The sequence below is a fragment of the Alteromonas sp. S015 genome, assembly GCF_036864485.1.
GTDB lineage: Bacteria > Pseudomonadota > Gammaproteobacteria > Enterobacterales > Alteromonadaceae > Alteromonas.
This window is the reverse complement of sequence record NZ_JAZETO010000011.1, coordinates 71669-94720: the sequence shown is the minus strand read 5'-3', so window position 1 is coordinate 94720 and position 23052 is coordinate 71669. Positions and strand designations below refer to the sequence as shown.

Below are 23052 nucleotides of genomic sequence, written 5' to 3'. Positions count from 1 at the left end.
CATGGGTTTAAAAGCGTATTTAGAAAAAATCGAACCAAACTTCGAACCAGGTGGTAAACATGAAAAGTGGTATGCGCTTTACGAAGCTGCGGCGACCATTTTCTACACCCCAGGTAAAGTAAACAAAGCTAACACGCACGTGCGTGACAGCATTGACCTTAAGCGCATCATGATCATGGTATGGATGGCAACATTCCCAGCTATGTTCTTCGGTATGTACAATATAGGTTTCCAGGCGCAAGAAGCTATCGCTACTGGCGCAGGAACCCTGCCTGACATGTGGCAAGCAGGCCTGTTCACTGCCTTGGGTGGTGATCTGACAAACGCAGGTATACTTGGTCTGTTCTTCTACGGTGCATGTTTTTGGCTACCTATTTATGCGGTAACATTCGTAGTAGGTGCATTCTGGGAAGTATTGTTTGCTTCAGTGCGTAAGCATGAAATTAACGAAGGCTTCTTCGTAACGTCAGTATTATTTGCACTAACACTTCCAGCTACTATTCCGCTTTGGCAAGTAGCGCTAGGCATTACTTTTGGTATTGTTATCGCTAAAGAAGTATTCGGTGGTACAGGCCGTAACTTCCTTAACCCAGCACTGTCTGGTCGTGCATTCCTTTATTTTGCGTATCCTGCACAAATCTCAGGCGACCAAGTATGGGTAGCGGCAGATGGTTATTCTGGTGCAACGTCTCTTAGCCAAGCAGCTTGGGGTAACCTAGATTACGCTGATATGACTCAGTGGATGGATAGCTTTATCGGTACCATCGCGGGCTCTGCGGGTGAAGTATCTACGCTTGCTATCATGCTTGGTGGTTTGTTTATTATGTACATGCGTATAGCTAGCTGGCGCATTGTTGCAGGTGTAGCGATTGGTGTAGCGTTCTTCGCAACTTTGCTAAACCTTATTGGCAGCGATACTAACCCTATGTTCGCAATGCCTGCACATTGGCACTTTGTTGTCGGTGGCCTTGCTTTTGGTATGTTCTTTATGGCGACAGACCCAGTTTCTGCGTCGTTCACAAACCAAGGTAAGTGGGCTTACGGTATCTTCATCGGCTTCATGACGGTACTAATCCGCGTCCTAAACCCAGCTTTCCCGGAAGGTGTAATGCTAGCAATTCTTTTTGCTAACTTGTGGGCGCCACTGTTCGACTATTTCGTCGCACAAAGCAATATTAAGCGGAGGGTAGCACGTGTCGGCTAAGAAAGAATCTTTAGGCAAAACTATCGGTGTAGTAGTAGCCGTATGTTTAGTTTGTTCAATTGTTGTTTCTGGCGCGGCTGTTGGCCTTCGCTCTCTACAACAAACAAACGCAGCTCTAGATAAAAAGAGCAACATTCTTAATGCTGCAGGCCTTTATGAAATGGGCATGAGCAATAGCGCAATTGAAAGCACGTATAGCGAGCGAGTAGAACAGCGTTATGTAAATCTTGACGAAGGCACTTTCGTAGAAGCGCCTAAGCCAGATTACGATATGTATAAAGCAGCCAAAGAAACTGAGTACAGCACTAAGGTAACTAACAGCAATGTTGGTTTCCAACGCCGCCCTAACGTGGCAAGTGTTTACTTAGTTCGCGACGACGCAGGTGATGTATCTCGTATCATCCTTCCTGTACACGGCAGCGGCCTTTGGGATCTTATGTACGGTTTCTTAGCGGTAGACGCAGACGGCCAAACGGTTCGCGAGCTTATTTACTATCAGCAAAAAGAAACGCCAGGATTAGGTGGTGAAGTGCAAAACCCTGCTTGGCAGGACAAATGGGACGGCAAAGAGCTTTACGAGAATGGCGAAGTGGCTATTCGCGTAGTGAAAAATGCTAACCCTAGCAATCCTCACACTATCGATGCGCTTTCAGGTGCAACCCTAACCAGCAACGGTGTTGAAAACACTATTCGTTACTGGGTAGGCGAGCAAGGCTTCGGCCAATTCCTGAAGAACCAAGCATGGCGTTCATAAGGGAAGTCTCATGGCAGATACTAAAGAAATGAAAAAGGCCCTCTTTGGGCCAATCCTGGACAACAACCCGATCGCCCTACAGGTATTGGGTATCTGTTCAGCACTGGCAATTACTACTAAGCTGGAAACAGCATTGGTAATGTCGCTAGCGCTTACAAGCGTTGTAGCGTTCTCAAACTTGTTTATTTCACTCATTCGTAACCAGATACCATCTAGCGTTCGAATTATTATTCAGATGACTATTATTGCGTCGTTGGTAATCGTTGTTGACCAAATTCTGAAAGCCTATTCGTATGAAATATCGAAGCAGCTGTCGGTATTCGTAGGTCTTATTATTACTAACTGTATCGTAATGGGTCGTGCTGAAGCTTACGCCATGAAGAGCCCACCTCTGATGAGCTTCCTTGACGGTATTGGTAACGGCTTGGGTTACTCTTTCATTCTAATTGTTATCGGTACAATTAAAGAGCTATTTGGTTTCGGTACTATTTTAGGTTTCGAAATCCTTCCACTGGTTCAAAACGGTGGCTGGTATCAGGGTAACGGTTTGTTAATCCTACCATTCAGCTCATTCTTCTTAATCGGCGGTATGATTTGGTTTATCCGTACTATCCGTCCAGAGCAAGTAGAGCCTAAGGAGTAAGTCATGGAACATTATTTGTCGTTATTTGTTCGCTCAATTTTCGTTGAGAACATGGCGTTATCTCTTTTCTTAGGTATGTGTACATTCCTAGCGGTATCTAAGAAAGTTAAAACTGCTATGGGTCTTGGTGTTGCAGTTATCGTGGTACTAGGTATCTCTGTACCCGTTAACCAAGTTATTTATGTAAACATTCTTGCTCCAGGCGCACTAGCATGGGCAGGTTTCCCAGAAGCTGACCTAAGCTTCCTTAACTTCCTAACGTTTATCGGTGTTATCGCGGCGTTGGTACAGATTCTAGAGATGAGCTTAGACAAGTTCTTCCCTGCGCTTTACAACGCACTAGGTATCTTCCTTCCGCTAATTACCGTTAACTGTGCAATCTTCGGTGGTGTGGCGTTCGCGGTTCAGCGTGAATACAACTTCACTGAAAGCATTGTTTACGGCGTTGGTAGTGGTATGGGCTGGGCACTAGCAATTGTATTGCTAGCGGCAGTACGTGAAAAGCTGAAGTATGCTGATATGCCTGATGGTGTTCGTGGTCTTGGTTCTGTATTCATGATCGCTGGTCTAATGGCACTTGGCTTCCAGTCATTTACTGGTATTCAGCTTTAATAGAGCTCGGGAGCATATAAATGAATAATGTAGAAATATATCTAGGCGTAGGCATGTTTATTGCCATCGTTCTAGCGTTGGTATTTATTATCATGTTTGCCAAGTCTAAGTTGGTGCCAAGTGGTGATGTTACTATCACCATCAACGGCGACCCAGACAAGGCAATCAAAACTGCACCGGGTGGTAAACTTCTTGGTGCACTAGCTGACGCAGGTTACTTCGTATCGTCTGCTTGTGGTGGCGGTGGCTCCTGTGGTCAGTGCCGTGTAGATGTACACTCAGGTGGTGGTGAAATCCTTCCTACTGAACTAGACCACATCACTAAAGGTGAAGCGCGCGAAGGCTGCCGTCTTTCATGTCAGGTTGCTATTAAGCAAGACATGGAAATCGAATTAGAAGAATCGGTATTTGGTGTTAAGAAGTGGGATTGTGAAGTTATCTCTAACGATAACAAAGCCACCTTCATCAAAGAACTTAAGCTTAAAATTCCTAACGGTGAAAGCGTACCTTTCCGTGCAGGTGGTTACATTCAGATTGAAGCGCCAGCTCACCACGTTAAGTACAAAGAGTTCGATATTCCTGAAGAATACCGCGGTGACTGGGAGCGTTTTGGCTTCTTTGACATCGAGTCTAAAGTAGACGAAGAGACCATTCGTGCTTACTCCATGGCGAACTACCCAGAAGAAGAAGGCATTATTATGTTGAACGTGCGTATCGCTACGCCGCCACCTAATAACCTAAGCCTACCTGCGGGTAAAATGTCATCGTACATTTGGAGCCTGAAAGAAGGTGACAAAGCGACTATCTCTGGTCCATTCGGTGAATTCTTCGCGAAAGAAACTGAAAACGAAATGGTATTCGTAGGTGGTGGTGCTGGTATGGCTCCAATGCGTTCACACATCTTCGATCAGCTTCGTCGCTTAAAGTCTAAGCGTAAGATGAGCTTCTGGTACGGTGCACGTTCACTTCGTGAAATGTTCTATACGGAAGACTTCGATGAGCTAGCAGCAGAAAATGATAATTTTGAGTGGCACGTAGCACTTTCTGACCCTCAGCCAGAGGACAACTGGGAAGGTTACACAGGGTTCATTCACCAAGTACTTCTAGAGAACTACTTGAAAGATCACCCTGCACCAGAAGACTGTGAGTTCTACATGTGTGGACCACCTATGATGAACGCGGCCGTAATCAACATGCTTAAAGATCTAGGTGTTGAGGACGAAAACATCATGCTAGATGACTTCGGTGGCTAAGCTACCCGCTTAAAAACTCAAGCATATTAAAAGGGGCGTAAGCCCCTTTTTCGTTGAAGCAACACGCATAATGCACATAATAGCGATTGAGTAATGTGCATATTAGCTAAGGACAACATCGTGATTCGATTTGCTATTCGAATTTTCCTCGCCTTTGTTGCGGTAGGTATTCTACTTCTCGCAAGCTGTAGCGACGAAAAAACGCCTGTAGTGCACCTTCAAGGGCAAACAATGGGCACAACCTACAATATAAAATATCTTGTAGCAGAAGCGCCGGTAGAAGGCTTACAAGCTGAAATAGACGCCCGCCTTGTTGAGGTAAACAAAATGATGTCTACCTACGATCCAACGTCAGAGCTTTCAAGGTTTAACCAATATCGCTATACCGATAATTTTGCCGTGTCGCCTGATACGCTTACCGTGGTAAACGAGGCGTTACGCTTGGCAAACCTTAGTGGCGGTGTGCTTGATGTTACCGTTGGTCCACTGGTTAATCTATGGGGGTTTGGCCCAACTAAGCGGCCTGAAAAAGTACCCAGTCAGGCAGACATCGATGATATTCGCGACTACGTGGGTTATAAGAAGCTGTCAACCACGCCTACAGGTTTAAAGAAAAGCCATCCAATGCTTTATGTCGACTTGTCGACTATTGCTAAAGGTTTTGGCGTTGATGAAGTGGCAGAGATCCTTGAAAAGCACAACATTGAAAACTACCTTGTAGAAATAGGTGGTGAAATGCGCGTGAAAGGTGAACGTGGCGACGGCAGTGAATGGCTGATTGCCATTGAAAAGCCGGTTACCACTGAACGTGCCGTGCAAAAAGTGGTGTCTATTGGTACTAATGCAATTGCTACATCAGGAGATTATCGCAACTATTACGAAGAAGATGGTGTGCGTTATTCGCACCTAATCGACCCGACAACGGGCAAACCTATCTCACATAACCTGGTTTCGGTTACGGTAATTCACCCTTCTTCAATGACGTCAGATGGCTTAGCTACAGCATTTAACGTAATGGGGTGGGAACAAGCGATAGCGGTTGCAGTGCAAGAACAACTTGCTGTATTCCTCATTCGTCGCACAGAAGACGGATTTGAAGAGTATGCGTCGCCAGAATTTGATAAACTGGTCACAGTACATAATTAGGGGGTAGCAATGTCTACATTCATTCTTGCTTTTGGTTTCTTTCTAACCATGGTACTGGCGATGGCCGTAGGTTACCTTTTTCAGAAAAAATCAATCTCTGGTAGCTGTGGAGGCTTAGGTGCACTAGGTATTGAAAAAGCCTGTGACTGTCCAGAACCGTGTGACCGTAAGAAGTCACGTATGGAAAAAGAAGAGGCCCGCCAGAAAAAGTTAAACGAGTGGAAGCAAAATCAAATTTTGTGATTTTGAATCTACTGTAGGCTTAAACTTTAAAAGCGCTGTTTGAGTAAATCGACAGCGCTTTTTTTATCTGTTAGGTGAACATATTCCTAAGAATTTTGATGGCCAATTCGATGTAAAGTTAGGTTAGTTTAGCGGGTCAACGAGCAAAGGGATTGTTATCTACGCGAACGCGCTTGCGACAGCCTTTTAAATTCGAGAACTTTATTTCTCTCAACCCAATTTCGTTGCTCTACATTCGTATTTGGGCTAAATTTAAGCTTCATAAATTACAAACAATAAAACATCAAGGAAGAGCTATGACGCGCAGTGTACGCCTCGGGACTATCGGTATAGTCGCATTAACCTTAGCGGCTTGTGGAGGCGGAGGTTCGAACTCTGCGGGGCCGGTAAACGGAGATTCCTCTTCGGTTTCACCATCATCAATCATCAAGAACGCGAAAGACTACAACCCGTCGCGACTCCACACTGCTGCCAAGACTATTGCAAACGCCCAATATGAAGGCGAAACAACCGATGCAGAAGTAGATCTGGAGCTGGTCCAAGAAGCCTTCAATTTATTATTTAGTGATTCCGTCATAACGTTGCCAGAAATGGCAGAACACGACTTCTCTGATGACGTGAGCGACGGTACGATTAAGAAGACATACGCCTGCGATTACGGCGGTAGTGTTGCTTACGATGGCAAGATATCAGAAACTTCGACAGGCATCATTGCCATGAATTACCAAGATTGTTGGTTGCAAAGCAATGGGGTAGCCATTTCCGGATCAACGGCCATCTCCATTGAAAGCGCATCAGATAGCGCTGTGAAATTCAGTATGTATTTCGATAGCCTTACTTGGACTTACGAAGATAAACCGTACACGTTGTCTGGTGTCGTTTCAATTGACGGAGGCTTCAATGAATCTCACGGAAATTACGAAGAAAAAAACAGCCAGTATGTGACATTTACTATAGGCTCAGAGCAATATAAATTGGAAGGCGATTTCGATATCTCTTCGTATCCTAGCGAAACGGTGAACCATGCTGAATTAGACTTTTATATTGGCGCTAAAGGGAAACTTGCTATTGAAGTTGAGAGTCCAGACGATTTTTCGCCATACATGAATATCGGTGAAGTCGTTGTGGCGGGTGACAAAACCGCGATGTTACTGTTCGATCAAGGTTTAATTAGCTATTTAGAAGACACTGATAATGACGGTAACTACGACATAGGTGCATTTTTAATCGATCTCTATGATTTAATTGGTGGCAACCTCGCAGACAGACAGCTTGTGGCTATTGCTGACATGTCCGTCCCACCAATCGTGTATCCACTTGATTTCTGGGAATCAGTAGATACGACGACTCCTATAACCGTTAGCCCAAGCTATTATTATGATAGCGATACCGCTGAGGGAGACTTATCTGTTAGTTATCGCTGGTATATCAACGGTATACAGGTAGAAGACGTTACAGGAAATACTCTTCCAGCCTACCGTGCTGTATTTAACGATGTGGTAGAAGTGACAATGGTCGTTTCTGATGGTGTTAACATTGTAGAATCAGGTCGAACTCCTATTGTTTTGTCAGATGCCCCAGCACAAGTGGCGTTCGAGAATTTACCTGAGTCAGTGTCTCCAGGAGAATATATCGAATTCAGATCAATTGTGTCTGACCCTGATCTTGGCGACAATCAAGGAGTACCAACATTAGTGTCAGCGCCTTCAGGTGCAACCATAAGTGAAGAAGGATTGATTTCTTGGCAAGCACCGAGCAATCAGTTGTTTAAAACCCAGCTTTACGCATTTGGCTTTTCAACTGGCGAAGAGGGGGCTGAAGTAGTCAAAACTCATGTTTCAGTGACGAGTAATGAGGTTCATGAGTTAGCTCGCTCGGGTATTGAAGTGCCTAAAATGAACAATTCAATGGTAGTGGGTGATTTCGACCACGACGGCGACAATGAAGTGCTCTCCACCGATTCACAAAACCGCGTGTTCTTGCTGTCTTATCAAAACGGCAGCTATAACCAAAGCTGGATGTATCCTTATATAATCAAGCAAGGTGAAAAGTTAAAGCAAGTTCTCAGCACAGATTTTGATAACGATGATTACCCCGATATTCTAGTGATATCTGAGCATAGCGTATCTGTGCTTACCAATATCAACGATACAGCAACAACGCTTATTACGACTGACAATTTCATACATAGCGCCGTTCTTGGTGACATAGATAATGATGGTGACGACGAATTGGCTTATCTACATTCGTCACGTGACTATGGTGAAGCCAGTGATATTGTGGTGGTAGATCTTGGTTCGCCCGAAATACCTTTATTTACGTTTACCGCTGAAGATACCTATGAAATTGCTCTGGGTAATGTAGATTCCGACACTCAGTTAGAACTGGTTACAAACTCTGGTTTGGTCTATGACCTTGGATCTGGTGAAAACCAGTGGTTCTTGGGTTCAGGGTTTGGTAGTCATCACATTGCCGTTGCTGATATAAATGGCGACGGTATTGATGAGATTGTTGGTGCGGATAGTTGGTCTTATATCTATGTGTACTCTGCACAAAATAAATCTCAGATTACGAGTATTGAGAATTTTAATACTTGCGACATTAGCGCAGGAAAACTGACTGACGATAGTGATCCCGTATTGCTTGTAGGGGACTGCCAATGGGGCAATGTCCGCGCCATGAAGCTGTCTAATAACACGCTCACTTCATTATTTAGCGCTGATATGGTTGATCATGGTTCGACCTCACTGACCCTTGGCGATGCCGACAATGATGGCCTTAACGAACTGTTATGGGGCACTGGCACTACTTCTTCTGGTGAAGATTTACTTGTAACGGCAGATGTCACAGCCACTTCTGCAACAATAAAAACTGCAGCAACTACCCATCAGCTAGATAGCTTTAATGCGGCTGGGTGGGCAGATTTATATCCTGGTGACGAACGCGCCGTTTTCTTCGTACCGAGCACGGCGAGCGGCTATGACGGCTCTAAAGTTTTACTAATGGAGAACACGGGAAATTACATCACGAGTGAAGAGATTTCTTCTAACTGGGATGGCTCGCGTATTGCGGTAACTACTGATTACAACAATGACGGTGCCGGTGATTTATTTCTACCTAGTGCGCAAACCTATGATGGCGCATTCGCTGCAATGCAGTTGAATGATTTCTCTATTCAATATGAGATTACAGGGAGTTATTCGAACGATGTCTCAGTTATTAAATCATTCGACTTTAATAACGACGGTTTCGATGATGCAGTGTATGTTGATGGTCGAACGTTAAAAGCGGTCGACGTGAACAATCAAGTTATGTTGGCTACGTACACTATGCCTGAATACTTTCATGATTTTGATATTGTCGCGATGAATGGCAATGTGTATGTGGCGCTTTCTCAAGGTAATGACATCACTCAATTGCTTAAGCCAACAACATCAGGGTTTTCAATTTTGGCAAGCACTGATATTGCTTGCGCACGTCTTACCTTTGTAAATGCTGATAATGACGCTGCCGCAGAGCTAGCCTGTTACAACAATCAGAATCAATCCCTAATTATGTTTGAGGTTACTGACACTAGTTTGACCAAAATATCAGACGCTACGATAAATATGGCTATTGTGGATATGGTTGCAAATCCAGTGACGGCTACTGAGCAGACACTTCTTGTAACTTCCGCGAATGATGAAGATTACTGGGCAAATTACGGTACTTCACAACTGAGTGAAATGACGGTCGAAGGCATCCCGATCTGGAAAAGCCCATCGTTGATTGGTTCGGCTCGCAGTCACTCTCTACACGCGAGAAAATCTGCTGAAGGAAGTCTTGAAGTGATGATGGCGACGGCACGGGCAATGTATTGGTTAGGTCGGGTTGATTAAGCAACACAGCTCAGGTTAGTTTTCACATTTCTCTAGTGCGTTTTCATGATTGAGCGGTGACACACCTCTGTCGGTGGAACCGCTCTCTGTCGACAACTTTAGTAGCAGTAACGTTCTGAGGGAAAGTGACCTGCCGAAAGATGCTTCTGTTAAAATTTGCACTATGTAGAGAAAGGGAACAAGGAAGCAATCTTGTTAATAATCCCAAACAAGATAGTGTAATTAAACGCTATTGATAATATACTGTCTTTTTGTACAGTTTCGTGTGAGCACGTTAAGAACAAAGGCAGGTAATGCGAAAAATTATCCACGTCGACATGGATTGTTTTTACGCCGCAGTTGAAATGCGCGACAACCCAGCCTTGCGCGATATTCCCATTGCCATTGGCGGCAGTGCCGACCGTCGTGGCGTGATTTCTACCTGTAACTATCCCGCCCGTAAATTTGGTGTGCGCTCAGCGATGGCAACAGCCTATGCCTTAAAGCTATGTCCAAATCTTACGCTAGTGAAAGGACGCATGGATGTGTACGCCGGCGAGTCCCAAAAAATACGAAAGATTTTTGCAGATTATACCGACCTTATCGAGCCTTTATCATTAGATGAAGCCTACCTAGATGTGACCAACAGTGAGTTTTGTGGCGGCAGCGCGACCTTAATTGCCGAAGAAATACGCGAGCGTATTAAAAATGAACTCGGCCTGACCGCCTCAGCAGGGGTGGCGCCTTGTAAGTTTGTGGCAAAAGTAGCAAGCGATGAAAACAAGCCTGACGGTATTTGTGTTATCACTCCTGACAAGCTCGATGCGTTTGTGCGAGATATGCCGCTAAAGAAAATACCGGGTGTAGGCAAAGTTACCATGCAAAAGCTTCAGCGCATGGGGCTAAATACATGTAACGATGTTCGCCAGTATCCTTTTGAGCGTATTCAAAAAGAGCTGGGCAAATTTGGTAGTGTACTGTGGGAACGGGCTCATGGCATCGATGAGCGTGAACTATCGGTATCTCGTGAACGCAAGTCCATCGGCGTAGAGCGTACGTTGAGCGAAGACATCCACACCTTTGAGCAGTGCATTAACTTCTTGCCACATTTATTTGAAAAGCTTCAAGAGCGAATGGAAAATCACAAGAAGCGAACGGGTAAACCAGTGCGTATTCGCACGCAGGGCGTAAAGCTTAAGTTTAATGATTTTCAGCTGACTACCGTCGAGCATCGCAGCGCCACGCTTGATGAAGCGTATTTTCGGACACTAATGCAGGAAGCTTTCGAGCGAGCAACAGGGCGTGGCATTCGTCTTGTAGGTGTGCACATAGGGCTCGCCGCCGATCAATCTACACAACAGCTGGTTTTACCTTTTGAAGGCTACTAATCGCCAGCATTTTTTATAATGTAAGTAGTGCGTCGTATGCGCATTATGTATTCTCGAATGTTGTGATTAGACAACTTTTAGATTTTAGTGTTCTAATATGGTTTTTAGGGTGCAAAGGTTACAGCGAGAAACAGGGACGGAAAATGCAGATTAGAAAAATTTCTTTTTGGGGCGATATTACCTTTACTATTATAGCAAGCGTTGTAGTGATTGCTTGTTTCTTCAACCCTCAATTATTTGTTGAAAATGAGGCTTTGAGGATAATTGTGTTTGTAGGTGGCGGGCTACTGCCTTTGAAGTATGCTCTGAAATTAGCGAGGCATTCTAAAGAGCTAAAGTAAGTCGCTAACATACGAAGTCTACATTACACGGTCGACACAAAGTATAATGGGCACACGAAGGTTAACAATAGTCAACTCTGAGGCATCATGAAAGATACAAACCTTAAAACCCCTGGTCGATACAAGCACTACAAAGGTAATTTGTACGATGTCTACGAAATAGCCACCCATTCAGAAGATGAAAGCAAGCTAGTCGTATACCGCCCGTGTTACGGTGAAAAGGCGTTATGGGTGCGCCCTCTTGATATGTTCGTCGAGTCAGTGGAAAAAGAGGGTGAAACACTCCCTCGTTTTGCTTATGTGGGTGATATCCCTAATGACGAAAAAATGATCTAATTGTGAAATTAGGTCATAGTGTAAGAGGTCTTATTTAAACAGGCTTCTTACAAGGAAATAATAATGAAAACTGCACCTCGTTTTAGCGCCCACATTATGGCTGCGTTCATCGCTTTGAGCCCGCTGGCATATTCAACGTTAAACACTGCTAGCGCACAAGATAGATTTGCCGATGTCGAAGTTAAGGCGACCGCGATAAAAGGCTCTGTGCACATGCTAACGGGGGCTGGTGGAAACATCGGCGTTTCGGCAGGCGAAGACGGCGTACTGATCATCGACGATCAATTTGCTCCCCTCGCGGAAAAAATAGCGGCACAGCTTGGTGAGTTAGGCAGTGACAAGCCGAAATACGTGATAAACACGCATTATCACGGCGATCACACAGGCTCTAATGCATTTTTCCATAGTCACAAAGGCGCGACCATTCTTGCCCATGAGAATGTGCGTGTACGCCTTGCTAATGATGAAAAGATAAAACCGGAAGCGCTGCCAACCATTACCTATGAAGATGGTATTAAAATTTACTTTAATGGCGAAACCCTTCATGTCATGCATTTAGCCGTAGGTCACACTGATGGCGATAGCGTAGTGTGGTTTGAGCAACCCAACGTCATGCACACTGGCGACCTGTTCTTTAACGGACGCTTTCCCTATATTGACCAAGGAGCAGGCGGAAACGTAGAAGGTTATATGGATTCAGTTAAACAACTGTTAGCCAAAATTAATGATGATACCGTCATTATTCCTGGTCACGGCGACATAAGTAATAAGCAGGAATACACCGCGTTTTTAGCTATGATCTCTGAAACTTTTGACTACGTTAAGGCACTTAAGCAAGACGGTAAAACCCTTGATGAAGTGAAGGCGGCGGGCTTAGATGAAAAGTGGGCCGACTGGAGCTGGAATTTCATCAATGAAGAGAAGTGGATAACTACACTCTACAACGACGCTTAGATAACAACATCAGTGGGGTCAGAGTAACGACTCTGACCCCAAGCTACAAAGAATGGGGTCAGTGTAAAACGCTACACTATTCTAATTATCAAACGTTTGAACATAGAGCTGCTCTACTTTGTCTCGTGCCCACTGGGTCTTTCTAAGAAACTTAAGAGACGACTTAATTGAAGGGTCGTTGTTAAAGCAATTCACTTTTATGCGGTAATACAATCCGTCCCAGCCGTAGCGCTCGTGAAGTTGTGTCACAATTTTTTCAAGCGTTAAGCCGTGTAGGGGATTGTTGGGTTGTTGGTCCATAATGTGCCGCTGGTTTGCATTTACTCTACGTATAAGCTTACCACAAACAATGGGGTCAGAGTCATTACTCTGACCCCATTCCTCTTTAAGGCTTTAGCCCATCTAAAATAATGTGCTGAATGTTACTTAGCGTGCTATCGAAGAAGTCGGGATCGCTTAAATCTTTGCCGGTGACAGCTTTAATTTGCACACTGAAATCGGCGTAGTGCTGCGTAATGGCCCAAATGCTGAATATCAGATGTATGGGGTCGACAGGTTTTAACTTACCCGCTTTTATCCATTCTTTAATAACGGCGCTTTTCGCATCCAGCAATGTTTTAAGCGGCGTTTCTAATTCCTTTATTAAAAGAGGGGCACCCTGCACCACTTCCATACAAAAAAGCTTAGATTCGGCAGGGTTGTCTCTCGACATTTCAAGTTTTACTTTAATGTAGTCGCTCAGGGTATCTATAGGGGCTTGTTCTGCTGAAAAGCTCTGAAGGGGCGTTAACCATACATCTAAAAGGTGGGTGATAACCGATAAGTACAAACCCTCTTTACTTTTAAAGTAATAAAGTAAATTACTTTTAGAGACATTCGCTAATTCCGATACTTGTTCTACTGTTGTACCGCTCACGCCGTTCTTTGAGAACAAGGAAAGAGCGGCATCCATAATACGGGTGCGCTTTTCTAATAACGCTTTTTCTCTTCGCTTTTGCGTGGTCGGGCTAAATGCTCTCGCTGATTTCGTAATTATGTGACCTTCAGGTTTACTCACTACTCGTCTCTTCTTTACCGGATTTTCCGTGATCAGGTACTTAGTTTACGTGTAGTTTTCGTCGCTATAAACCCATTTGCACAAATATGCACCAATTAAGTTCAATTGCACTGGACTTGGTGTTCCAAATTAAACCATTAGGTCCAATTTGGATTGCTAAATTTTTTAAATAATTGAATTTTATGAATTTAATAAATTGGCCTGCTTTATGCTGCTCACTATGTATACCGCCGCTTCAATCTTTTGAATTCGGCAACCTTAAAAAAAGCGGGGCAAACCGCTTAAAACGCATACAAGCAGAGGGTACAACATGGATATAGGTGTATTTATTCCGATTGGTAACAATGGCTGGCTAATTTCGAAAAATTCGCCTCAGTTCAAACCTTCCTTCGATCTCAACAAAGAGATTGTAATGAAGGCTGAAAAGTACGATATGGATTTTGCGCTCTCTATGATCAAACTGCGCGGTTTTGGCGGTGAAACCGAATTTTGGGACTACAACTTAGAGTCGTTTACGTTAATGGCTGGTCTTGCTGCCGTTACCTCAAAAATTCAGCTATATGCCACGGCTGCCACACTAGTCTTGCCGCCCGCCATTATGGCGCGCATGGCGACTACTATCGATTCTATTTCCAACGGCCGTTTTGGGGTCAACCTTGTTACCGGGTGGCAGCGCCCTGAGTATTCGCAAATGGGCATGTGGCCGGGCGATGAATTCTTCGGTAACCGCTATGAATACTTGGATGAATACATTCAGGTAGTCAAAGAGTTATGGGAAACCGGAAAAAGCGATTTTAAAGGTGAGCATTTCCAAATGGAGGACTGCCGCATGCTGCCTAAACCCCAACGCAAAATTCCACTTATCTGCGCAGGACAAAGTGCCGCGGGCATGGATTTCTCGGCCCGCCACGCTGACTATAACTTCTGTTTTGGTAAAGGCGTAAATACACCTACCGCTTTTGCACCAACCGCAGCGCGCTTGACCGAGGCTGCTGAAAAACACGGTCGCAGCGTAGGTTCAGCGGTACTTATCATGGTTATTGCCGATGAGACGGATGAAGCCGCCATGGCTAAATGGGAGAGCTACAAAGACGGTAAAGATCAGTCAGCGTTAGATTGGATGGCAACACAAGGGGCCGCTGATAAGACATCGGGTAAAGACACCAATATCCGCGATATGACCAACCCAACCTCAGCAGTAAACCTGAATATGGGGACGCTGGTGGGCTCTTACGAGTCGGTGGCCTCTATGCTAGATGAAATCGCAACGGTTCCGGGGTGCAAAGGTGTATTGCTAACCTTTGATGATTTTCTCAAAGGCATGGACGATTTCGGCACTAAAATTCAGCCGTTAATGAAATCCCGTCAGCACTTGCTTAGCACATCGGGAGCCGCCTAATGTCAGCCGGTGAAGTCTTTGAAGTGTCGGGGTGCTTTCAAGCGCGCCAGACAGAGCAGCCCGTGCTGCCTGCTAAGCCTGAACCCTTGACGCTAAACCCTGCGGAAACCGCCGTTATTGTGGTGGATTTGCAAAACGCTTATGCCAGTAAAAACGGCTACTTAGATAAAGCGGGTTTCGACGTGTCCACCACGGCGCCAGTCATTGAAAATACCATTAAAGTGCTTGAAACCGCGCGGGCTGCAGGCATGCCTGTGGTGTTCTTACAAAATGGATGGGATGCTGACTACAAAGAGGCCGGCGGCCCAGGTTCGCCGAACTGGTATAAGTCTAATGCCCTTAAAACCATGCGCAAACAACCAGAGCTTAAGGGCAGTTTGCTCGCCAAGGGTACTTGGGATTACGCGCTTGTAGATGCGCTAAAGCCTCAAGATGGCGACATCGTTATTCCTAAAACCCGTTACAGCGGTTTTTACAATACTAATTTAGACAGCATGCTGCGCGCTCGCGGCATTCGCAACTTAGTGTTTACAGGCATTGCAACCAATGTGTGTGTGGAATCTACGCTGCGCGATGGCTTTCACTTGGAATATTTTGGTGTGGTGTTGGCCGATGCTGCATATCAAGCTGGTCCGCCGGATATTCACGAGGCGTCACTTTTCAACATTCAGACGTTCTTCGGGTGGGTGTCTACCACCGCGCAGTTCTGTGAAGTGTTTGAAAGAGCGAGTTAGGCGTTTCCTTCTTAGCTTCAATTAGCTACACATACAACAACGCGATAAATCAGTTTGCACGATTTGAAATAAACCATTTATAGGCGCTAGCCAACAAAGCATTCATAGCGCAATGAAAAGGATAAGAACATGCCAAAGAAAGCCATTATACCAGCAGGTACATCTACGCCAATAGCCCCTTTTGTTCCAGGCTCTATGGCTGACAATATTTTGTATGTGTCAGGTACCTTACCGTTTGACGAAAACAATGACGTAGTCCACGTTGGCGACGCCGAAGCACAAACTCGCCACGTTTTAGAAACCATTAAAAGTGTTATTGAAGAAGCGGGTGGCACTATGGATGACGTCACCTTTAACTCAATTTTCATTACCGATTGGGACGACTACGCCGCGGTAAACAAGGTATACGCCGAGTACTTTCCAGGTGAAAAGCCGGCGCGTTACTGTATTAAGGTGGGGCTGGTAAAGCCAGAAGCCTTAATTGAAATTGCGTCTGTAGCGCATATTGGGTAGACGGTTATGTTTGGACTACCCGCGAACTGCGCCCACTGGTTTTATATAGGTGAGCTTTATGCATTCTGATACGAAGTCAAGCTACGTGGATATGAACCGTGAAGTGCGCAACAAAATACATTACGAGATTCACGGTCTTACGTCGCCTGACGCACCTACGATTGTGTTTAGTTCAGGACTGGGAGGGGCAGCAAAATTTTGGCAGCCTCAACTGGCTGACTTTATCCAAGACTACAGAGTGATTACTTACGATCACTATGGCACGAATAAAAGCGTGGGTGATTTGCCAGAGAATTACCGTATTTCACATATGGCGGATGAGCTCGCCGAACTACTTAAACAACTCGAAGTGCAAGCGTGCCACTTTGTTGGTCACGCGTTGGGCGGTTTGGTAGGGCTTCAGCTTGCTTTGTCTAAACCTGAGCTCTTACAAAGTTTAGTACTGGTAAATGCGTGGAGCAGTGCAAATCCGCACACATTACGCTGCTTTAGCATACGCAAAGCATTATTGGCCGCAGGCAGAAAAGACACGTATCTGCAACTTCAGGCGCTGCTGCTGTTTCCGCCTGATTGGATAGCCGCAAATACTGACCACTTGAAAGAGGAAGAGGCCCATGCACTCAACCATTTCCCTAACGAAGAAAATCTGCTTGCCCGCATTGGTGCCCTCAGTACGTTCAATATTGATGAGAGTTTGCACGCTATCACCACACCAACGTTAGCGCTTGCCAACAAAGACGACACCTTGGTGCCGTGGCAGCGTTCACAGATGTTGGCTGAAGCTATGCCCAATGCAGAATTGTCGGTCATGCAATACGGCGGGCATGCATCAAGCATTACAAACCCAATTGCGTTTAATGAACTGCTGCGCAGCTATTTAAGGCAAGTGGCCTAACGTGAACATGACATAGCATCAGGCTATGGGTATTTCTTAGCTGAGAGAGCTTTGTGAGCAAGCTACAAGTATAGCGTCAACGCTAAAGCACCTAAAGATGGGCTAAGCGCAAAAATAGAGAACATAGCGCAGTGCTTAAAAGATTTGATAAAACTGGAATGAATTTACAATGACTGAAACACAAAACACTGAGTTGAAAGTAACTAGCCCACTTGATGAAGCTGGACTATCTCAACTTTTTACCGATGCGCATACCCACACCAAATGGCACGACAAACCTATTTCAGAAGCAGTTTTGAAACAGCTATACGATTTAGTGAAAGTAGGCTCGACATCTGCAAATTGCAGCCCGGCGAGATTTGTTTTTATTACCTCAGATGAAGGGAGAGAAAAGCTCAAACCTTGCCTTTCAACCGGTAATGTTGAGCAAACCATGACCGCACCCTGTACGGTTATCGTGGCCTACGACGAAGAGTTTTACGAAGAGCTTCCTACGTTATTCCCTTATGCAGATGCGAAAAGCTGGTTTACTTCAAGCCCAGAAGCGGCCTATGAGACTGCCATGCGCAATAGCTCTATGCAGGGGGCTTACTTAATAAGCGCCGTTCGCGCCCTAGGTCTTGACGCTGGCGCCATGTCTGGTTTCAACCCCACATTACTCAACGAGACTTTCTTTTCAGATAGCACGTGGAAGGTGAATTTCTTACTGAACATTGGCTACGGCGATAAAGAGAAAGTACATAAACGCTTACCTCGCTTAAGTTTCGAGCAAGCCTGCCAAATCGTGTAACGCCAACTTGAAGGATATTTGTATGACTATTACAGCAATAAAAAACGCAGAAACAGAAGTGCTACCCCCGGTAACTCCTGAAGCTTATCGAGAAGGTATGTCGAGTTTAGCGGCGGCGGTAAATGTCGTTACAACCACTGGCCCAGACGGGCGTGCAGGCTTTACGGCGACCGCCGTATGTAGCGTAAGTGATAACCCTGCAACCTTATTGGTTTGTTTAAATCGCGGGGCATCTGTACATCAGGTATTTAAAAACAGCACGCATTTAGTTATCAACACCCTTACCTCACAGCATCAGTTAATTTCAAACACGTTTGGTGGCAAAGCACCCATGAACGAACGCTTTGAAATTGGTGACTGGGTGGAATCGACGACCGGTTGCCCAAGGCTAGTCGATGCTGCAGTGAGCTTCGATTGCATTATTACAGACGTTAAAAGTGTGGCCACTCACGACGTTATTTTTTGCCAGGTGGTAGATATTAAGCAAGACCCAGAAGCCGACGCGCTTTTATATTATCAGCGCGGCTATCACAGCGCTTGCAAAGACGCATAATTAAAGGATTAGACAAATAATGAAAGTAGTAGGCCATTTTATTAACGGTGAAACCTGTACTCCAAAGGGGCGCTTGCAAGATGTTTATAACCCGGCGACGGGCGAGGCAGAAAAACTGGTTTTACTGGCGTCAAAAGCGACGGTAAACGACGCTATCGTTAGCGCGCAAAATGCGTTTGCTGAGTGGCGTAATACGCCAGTGAGTAAGCGCGCTCGCGTTATGTTCAAATTTAAAAGCTTACTTGAAGAACATGCCGATGAAATTATTGCGTTAATTGGTGCGGAGCACGGCAAGATTAGCCACGACGCGGCAGGCGAATTACAGCGCGGTATCGAAAATGTTGAGTTTGCCTGCGGCGCACCTCAGTTGTTAAAGGGCGAGCACAGTAAAAACGTTGGGCCAAGCATAGACTCTTGGTGCGAGTTTCAGCCTCTTGGTGTGGTGGCGGGAATTACACCATTTAACTTTCCGGCCATGGTGCCCCTTTGGATGTTTCCGCTCGCCATTGTGTGTGGTAACACCTTTGTTTTAAAACCCTCTGAGCGAGATCCAAGCTGCGCCATTTTTCTAGCTAAGCTACTTAAAGAAGCAGGGCTACCCGACGGTGTTTTTAACGTCATTAACGGCGACAGAGAAGCGGTTGATAAAATTCTCGATGACGAGCGCATTAAAGCAGTGAGTTTTGTGGGTTCAACGCCCATCGCCGAATACATCTACTCAAAAGCCAATGCTAATGGCAAGCGCTGCCAAGCATTAGGTGGCGCTAAGAACCACGCTATTGTGATGCCCGATGCCGACATCGATAACGCAGTGAATCAGCTTTTAGGTGCTGCTTTTGGCTCGTCAGGCGAGCGCTGCATGGCGTTATCTGTCGTGGTTGCCGTAGGCGACAAAGTGGCAGATGAAATTGTAGATAAAATGCAATCAGCCATGAAAAGCTTAAAAGTAGGAGCATTTGACGATGCGACTAACGATTTCGGCCCACTGATTACACTTCAGCACAAAGAGAAAGTAGAAGGCTACATAACCAGTGCGGCTGAGCAAGGGGCTGATGTGGTCGTTGATGGCAGAAACCCTAGCGTAGAAGGCTACGAGACGGGGTTCTTCTTAGGTGCAACGCTTATCGACAAGGTTACGCCTGAAATGGCCAGCTACACAGCTGAAATTTTTGGCCCTGTACTACAAGTTATGCGCGTTAAAAGCATGGAACAAGCCATGCAGCTCATTGACAGCCATGAATACGGCAATGGTACGTGTATTTTCACCCGTGATGGCGAGGCTGCCCGTTATTTCTCCGACAATATTCAGGTGGGCATGGTAGGCATTAATGTTCCCTTGCCTGTACCTGTTTCTTATCACAGCTTTGGTGGTTGGAAGCGGTCACTCTTTGGCGACCTTCACGCATACGGACCTGACGGCGTGCGTTTTTATACTAAGCGCAAAACCATTACCCAACGTTGGCCTTCAAGTGGCGTTCGAGAAGGAGTCAGCTTTTCGTTTCCAAGTTAATACCTTGGTGTATTGGTCTTAACTGCCCATAAGAACTTTTCCTCGTGAAATAGCTAAGCAGCCTTTATGGCAAATAGATATTTGCAGCAGGTAAAAGAATAGAGAGTTAGGCTCAGCCGTGAGCCACCAATAATAACAATGTAAAACCGCAAGCCTTTGGCAGTTCCTCTCCAGTTCTGCCTTAGGTTTGCACCCCAGTGGCAATCGATATGCAGTTCACGTCGACCGTTACTCTTATAAAAATATCGGGACAACACCGCCGCAAGGCTTGTTAAAAAAGAACTATAAACGAGAGTAAAACATGCATACGTTAAACACACACAAGCGTCTGCTGGCGTTAACCGTTGGAATGGCGTTAAGTGCGCCAGCGGCCTTTGCTGCAGAGAATGTTTGGGAAAGTATTGAAGTTACCGCGCAAAAGCGCAACGAGAATATTAGCGATGTGGGGATCGCCATTACCGCGTTTTCTGGTGAACAACTAGAAGCCCTTGGCCTTGAAAGCAGTACTGAGCTTATCGCGTTTACCCCTGGCGTATCGTTGGCCGGTGATATCGGTGGTCAGCGTGCTATTTTCAATATTCGAGGCGTGGTGCAAAACGATTACGCTGACTTGGCGGAAGCCCCTGTTGCCGTATACGTGGATGGAGGCTATTTAGCTAGTACTCAAGCACAAACCTTTGGCTTATTCGATTTAGCTCGCATCGAAATTCTTAAAGGCCCACAGGGAACATTATTCGGAAGAAATGCCACAGGCGGACTGGTTAATACAATCACCGCCAAGCCCACTGGTGATACAGAAGGCTACGCGGAATTTACTGCCGCACGTTTCGAGCAATACCGCTTTGAAGGGGCGATATCAGGCGAACTAGCAGACGGCATTTATGGTCGTTTTTCTGGGTTCACCAACCAGCAAGGTGAGATCCTAGAGAATATTTATGAAGACGGTGCCGCACCCGATACCCGTTTAGGATCTGTGGGAGGCGGTGAAGATGGATACAACGATGATACTAAAGCGTTTCGTGCTCAGCTGCTGTTTGATATTGGTGAGGAAGGCGCGCTGCTACTAAGCGGTAACTGGTCTGATACCACCAAAAGCGAAGGCCCGTATCAGGTGGTCAATACCACAGAAGTAAAAGATGCCGACGGCAATGTGATTGACGTTATTTACGCTGCTGACGACCCGCTTGGCTGTGACACTATCCAAGCGGGCGTGTGCGTAGACGGTAATTTCAATGGAGATCCTTTCCGTCCTGTGCAAGGCGGCGACTTCAACGGTAACTTCGACCCTGATGGAGCGGGTAATAAGGTAAACAAAGACTTTGCCTTTGACGATCAAAACAAGATTAAATCAAAAGGCCTCGCGGCAACGTTAGACTATGCATTTGAAAGCTTCGATTTCTTCGCCATGTCTGATTACAAAGAGTTTAAACGTACCGTTGGCCTCGACTCCGATCAAACCGCGTCACCTGAACTTATTTTCCAATCTAACAGCACCATAGAGCAGTTTAGCCAAGAGTTTCGCTTTTCTGGTGAAACTGCTGACTTGAAATGGGTTGGGGGGCTTTATTATCTTTCCATCGATACGGACTATAGCCAAGGCTTGGCGGGTTCACCCACCACCTTTTTCTTAGGCGGTGAAGAAAACAACACCTTGGTGTCTTTTGAAACCGAATCTTACTCTGTCTTTGGGCAGATAGACTATAGCTTGACCGACGACCTTGTTTTGGTTGGAGGCTTACGTTATACCCATGAAGACAAAGACTTTGTGGGTAATGTGTACCAAAACGAGAATACTAACGACCGCGTTATCGAAATTGATACCACTGCGACGTCTTTAGAAACTTTGGTTGATTCTACCGATCAAAACCTGTGGTCGGCCAAGCTTCAGTTGGAATACAGCGTGGGGAATAGTTTGTACTATGCAGGAGTCAACCGAGGTGTTAAAGCGGGAAGCTTTAATGCGCCTTTATTTGGCGGCTTTAGCTTTTATGAACCTGAAGAGCTCACTTCTTATGAAGCTGGCTTAAAGCACAGTTTTATGCAAGGGAGCGGCGTATTTAATGCTAATGTATTTTACTATGATTACAGCGATTATCAGTCGTTTTCATGGGTGAATAACGCGGGCGTGGTGACTAATGAAGAGGCTTCGTTTAGTGGGGTGGAGCTAGAAGTGTTCTTAACCCCCACAGACAGTTTAGATGTAATGGTTAACTTCTCTTATACCGATGCCGTGGTTGAAGACCTAGAAGTGGCCTCTGGGTACTTTGCTGATACAACGCCGCCATTTACCCCAGAGTATCAAGCCTCTGCCATGGTTCGCTACAACTGGGATGCCTTTGAGGGCAATATGGCAGCTCAACTGTCGGCAAACTATCAGTCGGAAACTTTTCACAATGCGCGTAATTTTACCGCTCATGAAATTGACAGCTATGCTACGGCAGATGCACGCTTAACGTGGGTTGATGGGCAAGACAAATGGAGCCTAGCCGCTTACGTAGATAACCTGTTTGACTCAGACCATGAACTGATTGGCTTTGATGTAACAGGTTTTTACGGAACTAGCCAGATTTCCTATGCAAAACCTAGGACGTATGGCGTAACGGTAAGACGTAATTTTTAAGTAGAATAGTGGCGCTTTATTCGTATTGAATAAAGCGCCAAATCTAGCTCCAAAAAATACACGTGGCCAACCGAGATACCCAAAAGTACAAAACGGTATGTAGGTATAGCTTTATCAAAGCGTGCGAAACGGCAGTGTTTTTGCTTTTCTTTTAGTTTTACAGGCAAAGACGCAGCATTTAATAAGCTAAACGTGAGTGAGATACTTTACGAAGAGCGACTTTTATCAAGAAGCAACGTTTATTAAATGT

General features: G+C 45.4%; 22 protein-coding genes. 20 read left to right on the top strand and 2 right to left on the bottom strand.

Features of this window, described 5'->3' with window-relative positions:
• The first annotated feature begins 1 nt into the window (after position 1).
• The 12 genes from V7R42_RS18555 to V7R42_RS18500 all read left to right on the top strand — a co-directional run bounded on the left by V7R42_RS18555 (position 2) and on the right by V7R42_RS18500 (position 12731).
• Complete coding sequence (locus tag V7R42_RS18555; RefSeq protein ID WP_334022020.1) at positions 2–1204, top strand: NADH:ubiquinone reductase (Na(+)-transporting) subunit B; 1203 nt, start codon at positions 2–4, stop codon at positions 1202–1204.
• The gene (locus V7R42_RS18550) at positions 1194–1958 is read left to right on the top strand and encodes a Na(+)-translocating NADH-quinone reductase subunit C (RefSeq protein WP_334022017.1); all 765 of its coding nucleotides are present in this window, start codon (positions 1194–1196) and stop codon (positions 1956–1958) included. Before V7R42_RS18555 ends, V7R42_RS18550 begins: the two co-directional genes overlap by 11 nt.
• A 10-nt stretch (positions 1959–1968) precedes the next feature.
• Positions 1969–2601, top strand: a complete 633-nt coding sequence (locus tag V7R42_RS18545; protein ID WP_014950795.1) for an NADH:ubiquinone reductase (Na(+)-transporting) subunit D — start codon at positions 1969–1971, stop codon at positions 2599–2601.
• A gap of 3 nt (positions 2602–2604) precedes the next feature.
• The gene (gene nqrE / locus V7R42_RS18540; RefSeq protein ID WP_014950794.1) at positions 2605–3213 is read left to right on the top strand and encodes an NADH:ubiquinone reductase (Na(+)-transporting) subunit E; all 609 of its coding nucleotides are present in this window, start codon (positions 2605–2607) and stop codon (positions 3211–3213) included.
• Positions 3214–3233: 20 nt separating this feature from the next.
• The gene (nqrF, locus tag V7R42_RS18535) at positions 3234–4466 is read left to right on the top strand and encodes an NADH:ubiquinone reductase (Na(+)-transporting) subunit F (RefSeq protein WP_071815998.1); all 1233 of its coding nucleotides are present in this window, start codon (positions 3234–3236) and stop codon (positions 4464–4466) included.
• A 120-nt stretch (positions 4467–4586) separates the two neighbouring features.
• Positions 4587–5612, top strand: a complete 1026-nt coding sequence (locus V7R42_RS18530) for an FAD:protein FMN transferase (RefSeq protein ID WP_334022012.1) — start codon at positions 4587–4589, stop codon at positions 5610–5612.
• A gap of 9 nt (positions 5613–5621) precedes the next feature.
• On the top strand, positions 5622–5855 hold the full coding sequence (gene nqrM / locus V7R42_RS18525; RefSeq protein WP_014950791.1) for a (Na+)-NQR maturation NqrM: 234 nt from the start codon (positions 5622–5624) through the stop codon (positions 5853–5855).
• Between the two features lie 296 nt (positions 5856–6151).
• Positions 6152–9733, top strand: a complete 3582-nt coding sequence (locus tag V7R42_RS18520) for an FG-GAP repeat domain-containing protein (RefSeq protein WP_334022009.1) — start codon at positions 6152–6154, stop codon at positions 9731–9733.
• A 293-nt stretch (positions 9734–10026) separates the two neighbouring features.
• Positions 10027–11100, top strand: coding sequence for a DNA polymerase IV (gene dinB, locus V7R42_RS18515; protein WP_334022007.1), 1074 nt, complete (start codon positions 10027–10029; stop codon positions 11098–11100).
• 143 nt (positions 11101–11243) lie between these two features.
• A complete protein-coding gene (locus tag V7R42_RS18510; protein WP_334022005.1) occupies positions 11244–11441 on the top strand; it encodes a hypothetical protein in 198 nt (65 codons plus the stop codon).
• Positions 11442–11528: 87 nt separating this feature from the next.
• On the top strand, positions 11529–11777 hold the full coding sequence (locus V7R42_RS18505; protein ID WP_334022002.1) for a DUF1653 domain-containing protein: 249 nt from the start codon (positions 11529–11531) through the stop codon (positions 11775–11777).
• Between the two features lie 63 nt (positions 11778–11840).
• Positions 11841–12731, top strand: a complete 891-nt coding sequence (locus V7R42_RS18500; RefSeq protein WP_334022000.1) for an MBL fold metallo-hydrolase — start codon at positions 11841–11843, stop codon at positions 12729–12731.
• Positions 12732–12812: 81 nt separating this feature from the next.
• On the opposite strand, the gene V7R42_RS18495 is transcribed toward V7R42_RS18500, so the two are convergent.
• Together V7R42_RS18495 and rutR are read right to left on the bottom strand one after the other, a co-directional pair.
• Positions 12813–13031 (bottom strand): VF530 family protein, encoded by a 219-nt coding sequence (locus tag V7R42_RS18495; RefSeq protein WP_334021998.1) that lies wholly within the window; start codon positions 13029–13031, stop codon positions 12813–12815.
• A gap of 85 nt (positions 13032–13116) precedes the next feature.
• Positions 13117–13788: an HTH-type transcriptional regulator RutR gene (rutR, locus tag V7R42_RS18490; RefSeq protein ID WP_334021996.1), complete on the bottom strand. Its 672-nt coding sequence runs from the start codon at positions 13786–13788 to the stop codon at positions 13117–13119.
• Positions 13789–14098: 310 nt separating this feature from the next.
• On the opposite strand from rutR, the gene rutA reads away from it, so the two are divergent.
• The 8 genes from rutA (at position 14099) to V7R42_RS18450 (ending at position 22802) form a co-directional block, all read left to right on the top strand.
• Entirely contained in the window at positions 14099–15187 is a 1089-nt protein-coding gene (gene rutA, locus V7R42_RS18485; RefSeq protein WP_334021993.1) for a pyrimidine utilization protein A, read from the top strand.
• Positions 15187–15921 carry a pyrimidine utilization protein B gene (gene rutB / locus V7R42_RS18480; protein WP_334021991.1) on the top strand — a complete coding sequence of 245 codons (735 nt, stop codon included), beginning with the start codon at positions 15187–15189 and terminating at the stop codon, positions 15919–15921. Before rutA ends, rutB begins: the two co-directional genes overlap by 1 nt.
• A gap of 129 nt (positions 15922–16050) precedes the next feature.
• Complete coding sequence (gene rutC, locus V7R42_RS18475; RefSeq protein WP_014950778.1) at positions 16051–16434, top strand: pyrimidine utilization protein C; 384 nt, start codon at positions 16051–16053, stop codon at positions 16432–16434.
• 58 nt (positions 16435–16492) lie between these two features.
• Positions 16493–17329 carry a pyrimidine utilization protein D gene (gene rutD, locus V7R42_RS18470; protein ID WP_334021988.1) on the top strand — a complete coding sequence of 279 codons (837 nt, stop codon included), beginning with the start codon at positions 16493–16495 and terminating at the stop codon, positions 17327–17329.
• A 169-nt stretch (positions 17330–17498) separates the two neighbouring features.
• On the top strand, positions 17499–18119 hold the full coding sequence (locus V7R42_RS18465) for a malonic semialdehyde reductase (RefSeq protein ID WP_334021986.1): 621 nt from the start codon (positions 17499–17501) through the stop codon (positions 18117–18119).
• Positions 18120–18141: 22 nt separating this feature from the next.
• Positions 18142–18672, top strand: a complete 531-nt coding sequence (locus V7R42_RS18460; protein ID WP_334021983.1) for a flavin reductase — start codon at positions 18142–18144, stop codon at positions 18670–18672.
• Positions 18673–18691: 19 nt separating this feature from the next.
• Positions 18692–20182: a CoA-acylating methylmalonate-semialdehyde dehydrogenase gene (locus V7R42_RS18455; protein ID WP_334021980.1), complete on the top strand. Its 1491-nt coding sequence runs from the start codon at positions 18692–18694 to the stop codon at positions 20180–20182.
• A gap of 301 nt (positions 20183–20483) precedes the next feature.
• Positions 20484–22802 (top strand): TonB-dependent receptor, encoded by a 2319-nt coding sequence (locus V7R42_RS18450; RefSeq protein WP_334021978.1) that lies wholly within the window; start codon positions 20484–20486, stop codon positions 22800–22802.
• Positions 22803–23052: the final 250 nt, after the last annotated feature.

Coding starts and splice junctions, on each gene's coding strand:
- V7R42_RS18510 (WP_334022005.1), top strand. CDS start 11,244: ATGCAGATTAGAAAAATTTCTTTTTGGGGCGATATTACCTTTACTATT.
- rutC (WP_014950778.1), top strand. CDS start 16,051: ATGCCAAAGAAAGCCATTATACCAGCAGGTACATCTACGCCAATAGCC.
- rutD (WP_334021988.1), top strand. CDS start 16,493: ATGCATTCTGATACGAAGTCAAGCTACGTGGATATGAACCGTGAAGTG.
- V7R42_RS18500 (WP_334022000.1), top strand. CDS start 11,841: ATGAAAACTGCACCTCGTTTTAGCGCCCACATTATGGCTGCGTTCATC.
- nqrM (WP_014950791.1), top strand. CDS start 5,622: ATGTCTACATTCATTCTTGCTTTTGGTTTCTTTCTAACCATGGTACTG.
- V7R42_RS18495 (WP_334021998.1), bottom strand. CDS start 13,031: ATGGACCAACAACCCAACAATCCCCTACACGGCTTAACGCTTGAAAAA.
- V7R42_RS18450 (WP_334021978.1), top strand. CDS start 20,484: ATGCATACGTTAAACACACACAAGCGTCTGCTGGCGTTAACCGTTGGA.
- V7R42_RS18520 (WP_334022009.1), top strand. CDS start 6,152: ATGACGCGCAGTGTACGCCTCGGGACTATCGGTATAGTCGCATTAACC.
- rutB (WP_334021991.1), top strand. CDS start 15,187: ATGTCAGCCGGTGAAGTCTTTGAAGTGTCGGGGTGCTTTCAAGCGCGC.
- V7R42_RS18545 (WP_014950795.1), top strand. CDS start 1,969: ATGGCAGATACTAAAGAAATGAAAAAGGCCCTCTTTGGGCCAATCCTG.
- V7R42_RS18555 (WP_334022020.1), top strand. CDS start 2: ATGGGTTTAAAAGCGTATTTAGAAAAAATCGAACCAAACTTCGAACCA.
- V7R42_RS18455 (WP_334021980.1), top strand. CDS start 18,692: ATGAAAGTAGTAGGCCATTTTATTAACGGTGAAACCTGTACTCCAAAG.
- V7R42_RS18460 (WP_334021983.1), top strand. CDS start 18,142: ATGACTATTACAGCAATAAAAAACGCAGAAACAGAAGTGCTACCCCCG.
- rutA (WP_334021993.1), top strand. CDS start 14,099: ATGGATATAGGTGTATTTATTCCGATTGGTAACAATGGCTGGCTAATT.
- nqrE (WP_014950794.1), top strand. CDS start 2,605: ATGGAACATTATTTGTCGTTATTTGTTCGCTCAATTTTCGTTGAGAAC.
- nqrF (WP_071815998.1), top strand. CDS start 3,234: ATGAATAATGTAGAAATATATCTAGGCGTAGGCATGTTTATTGCCATC.
- V7R42_RS18505 (WP_334022002.1), top strand. CDS start 11,529: ATGAAAGATACAAACCTTAAAACCCCTGGTCGATACAAGCACTACAAA.
- V7R42_RS18465 (WP_334021986.1), top strand. CDS start 17,499: ATGACTGAAACACAAAACACTGAGTTGAAAGTAACTAGCCCACTTGAT.
- dinB (WP_334022007.1), top strand. CDS start 10,027: ATGCGAAAAATTATCCACGTCGACATGGATTGTTTTTACGCCGCAGTT.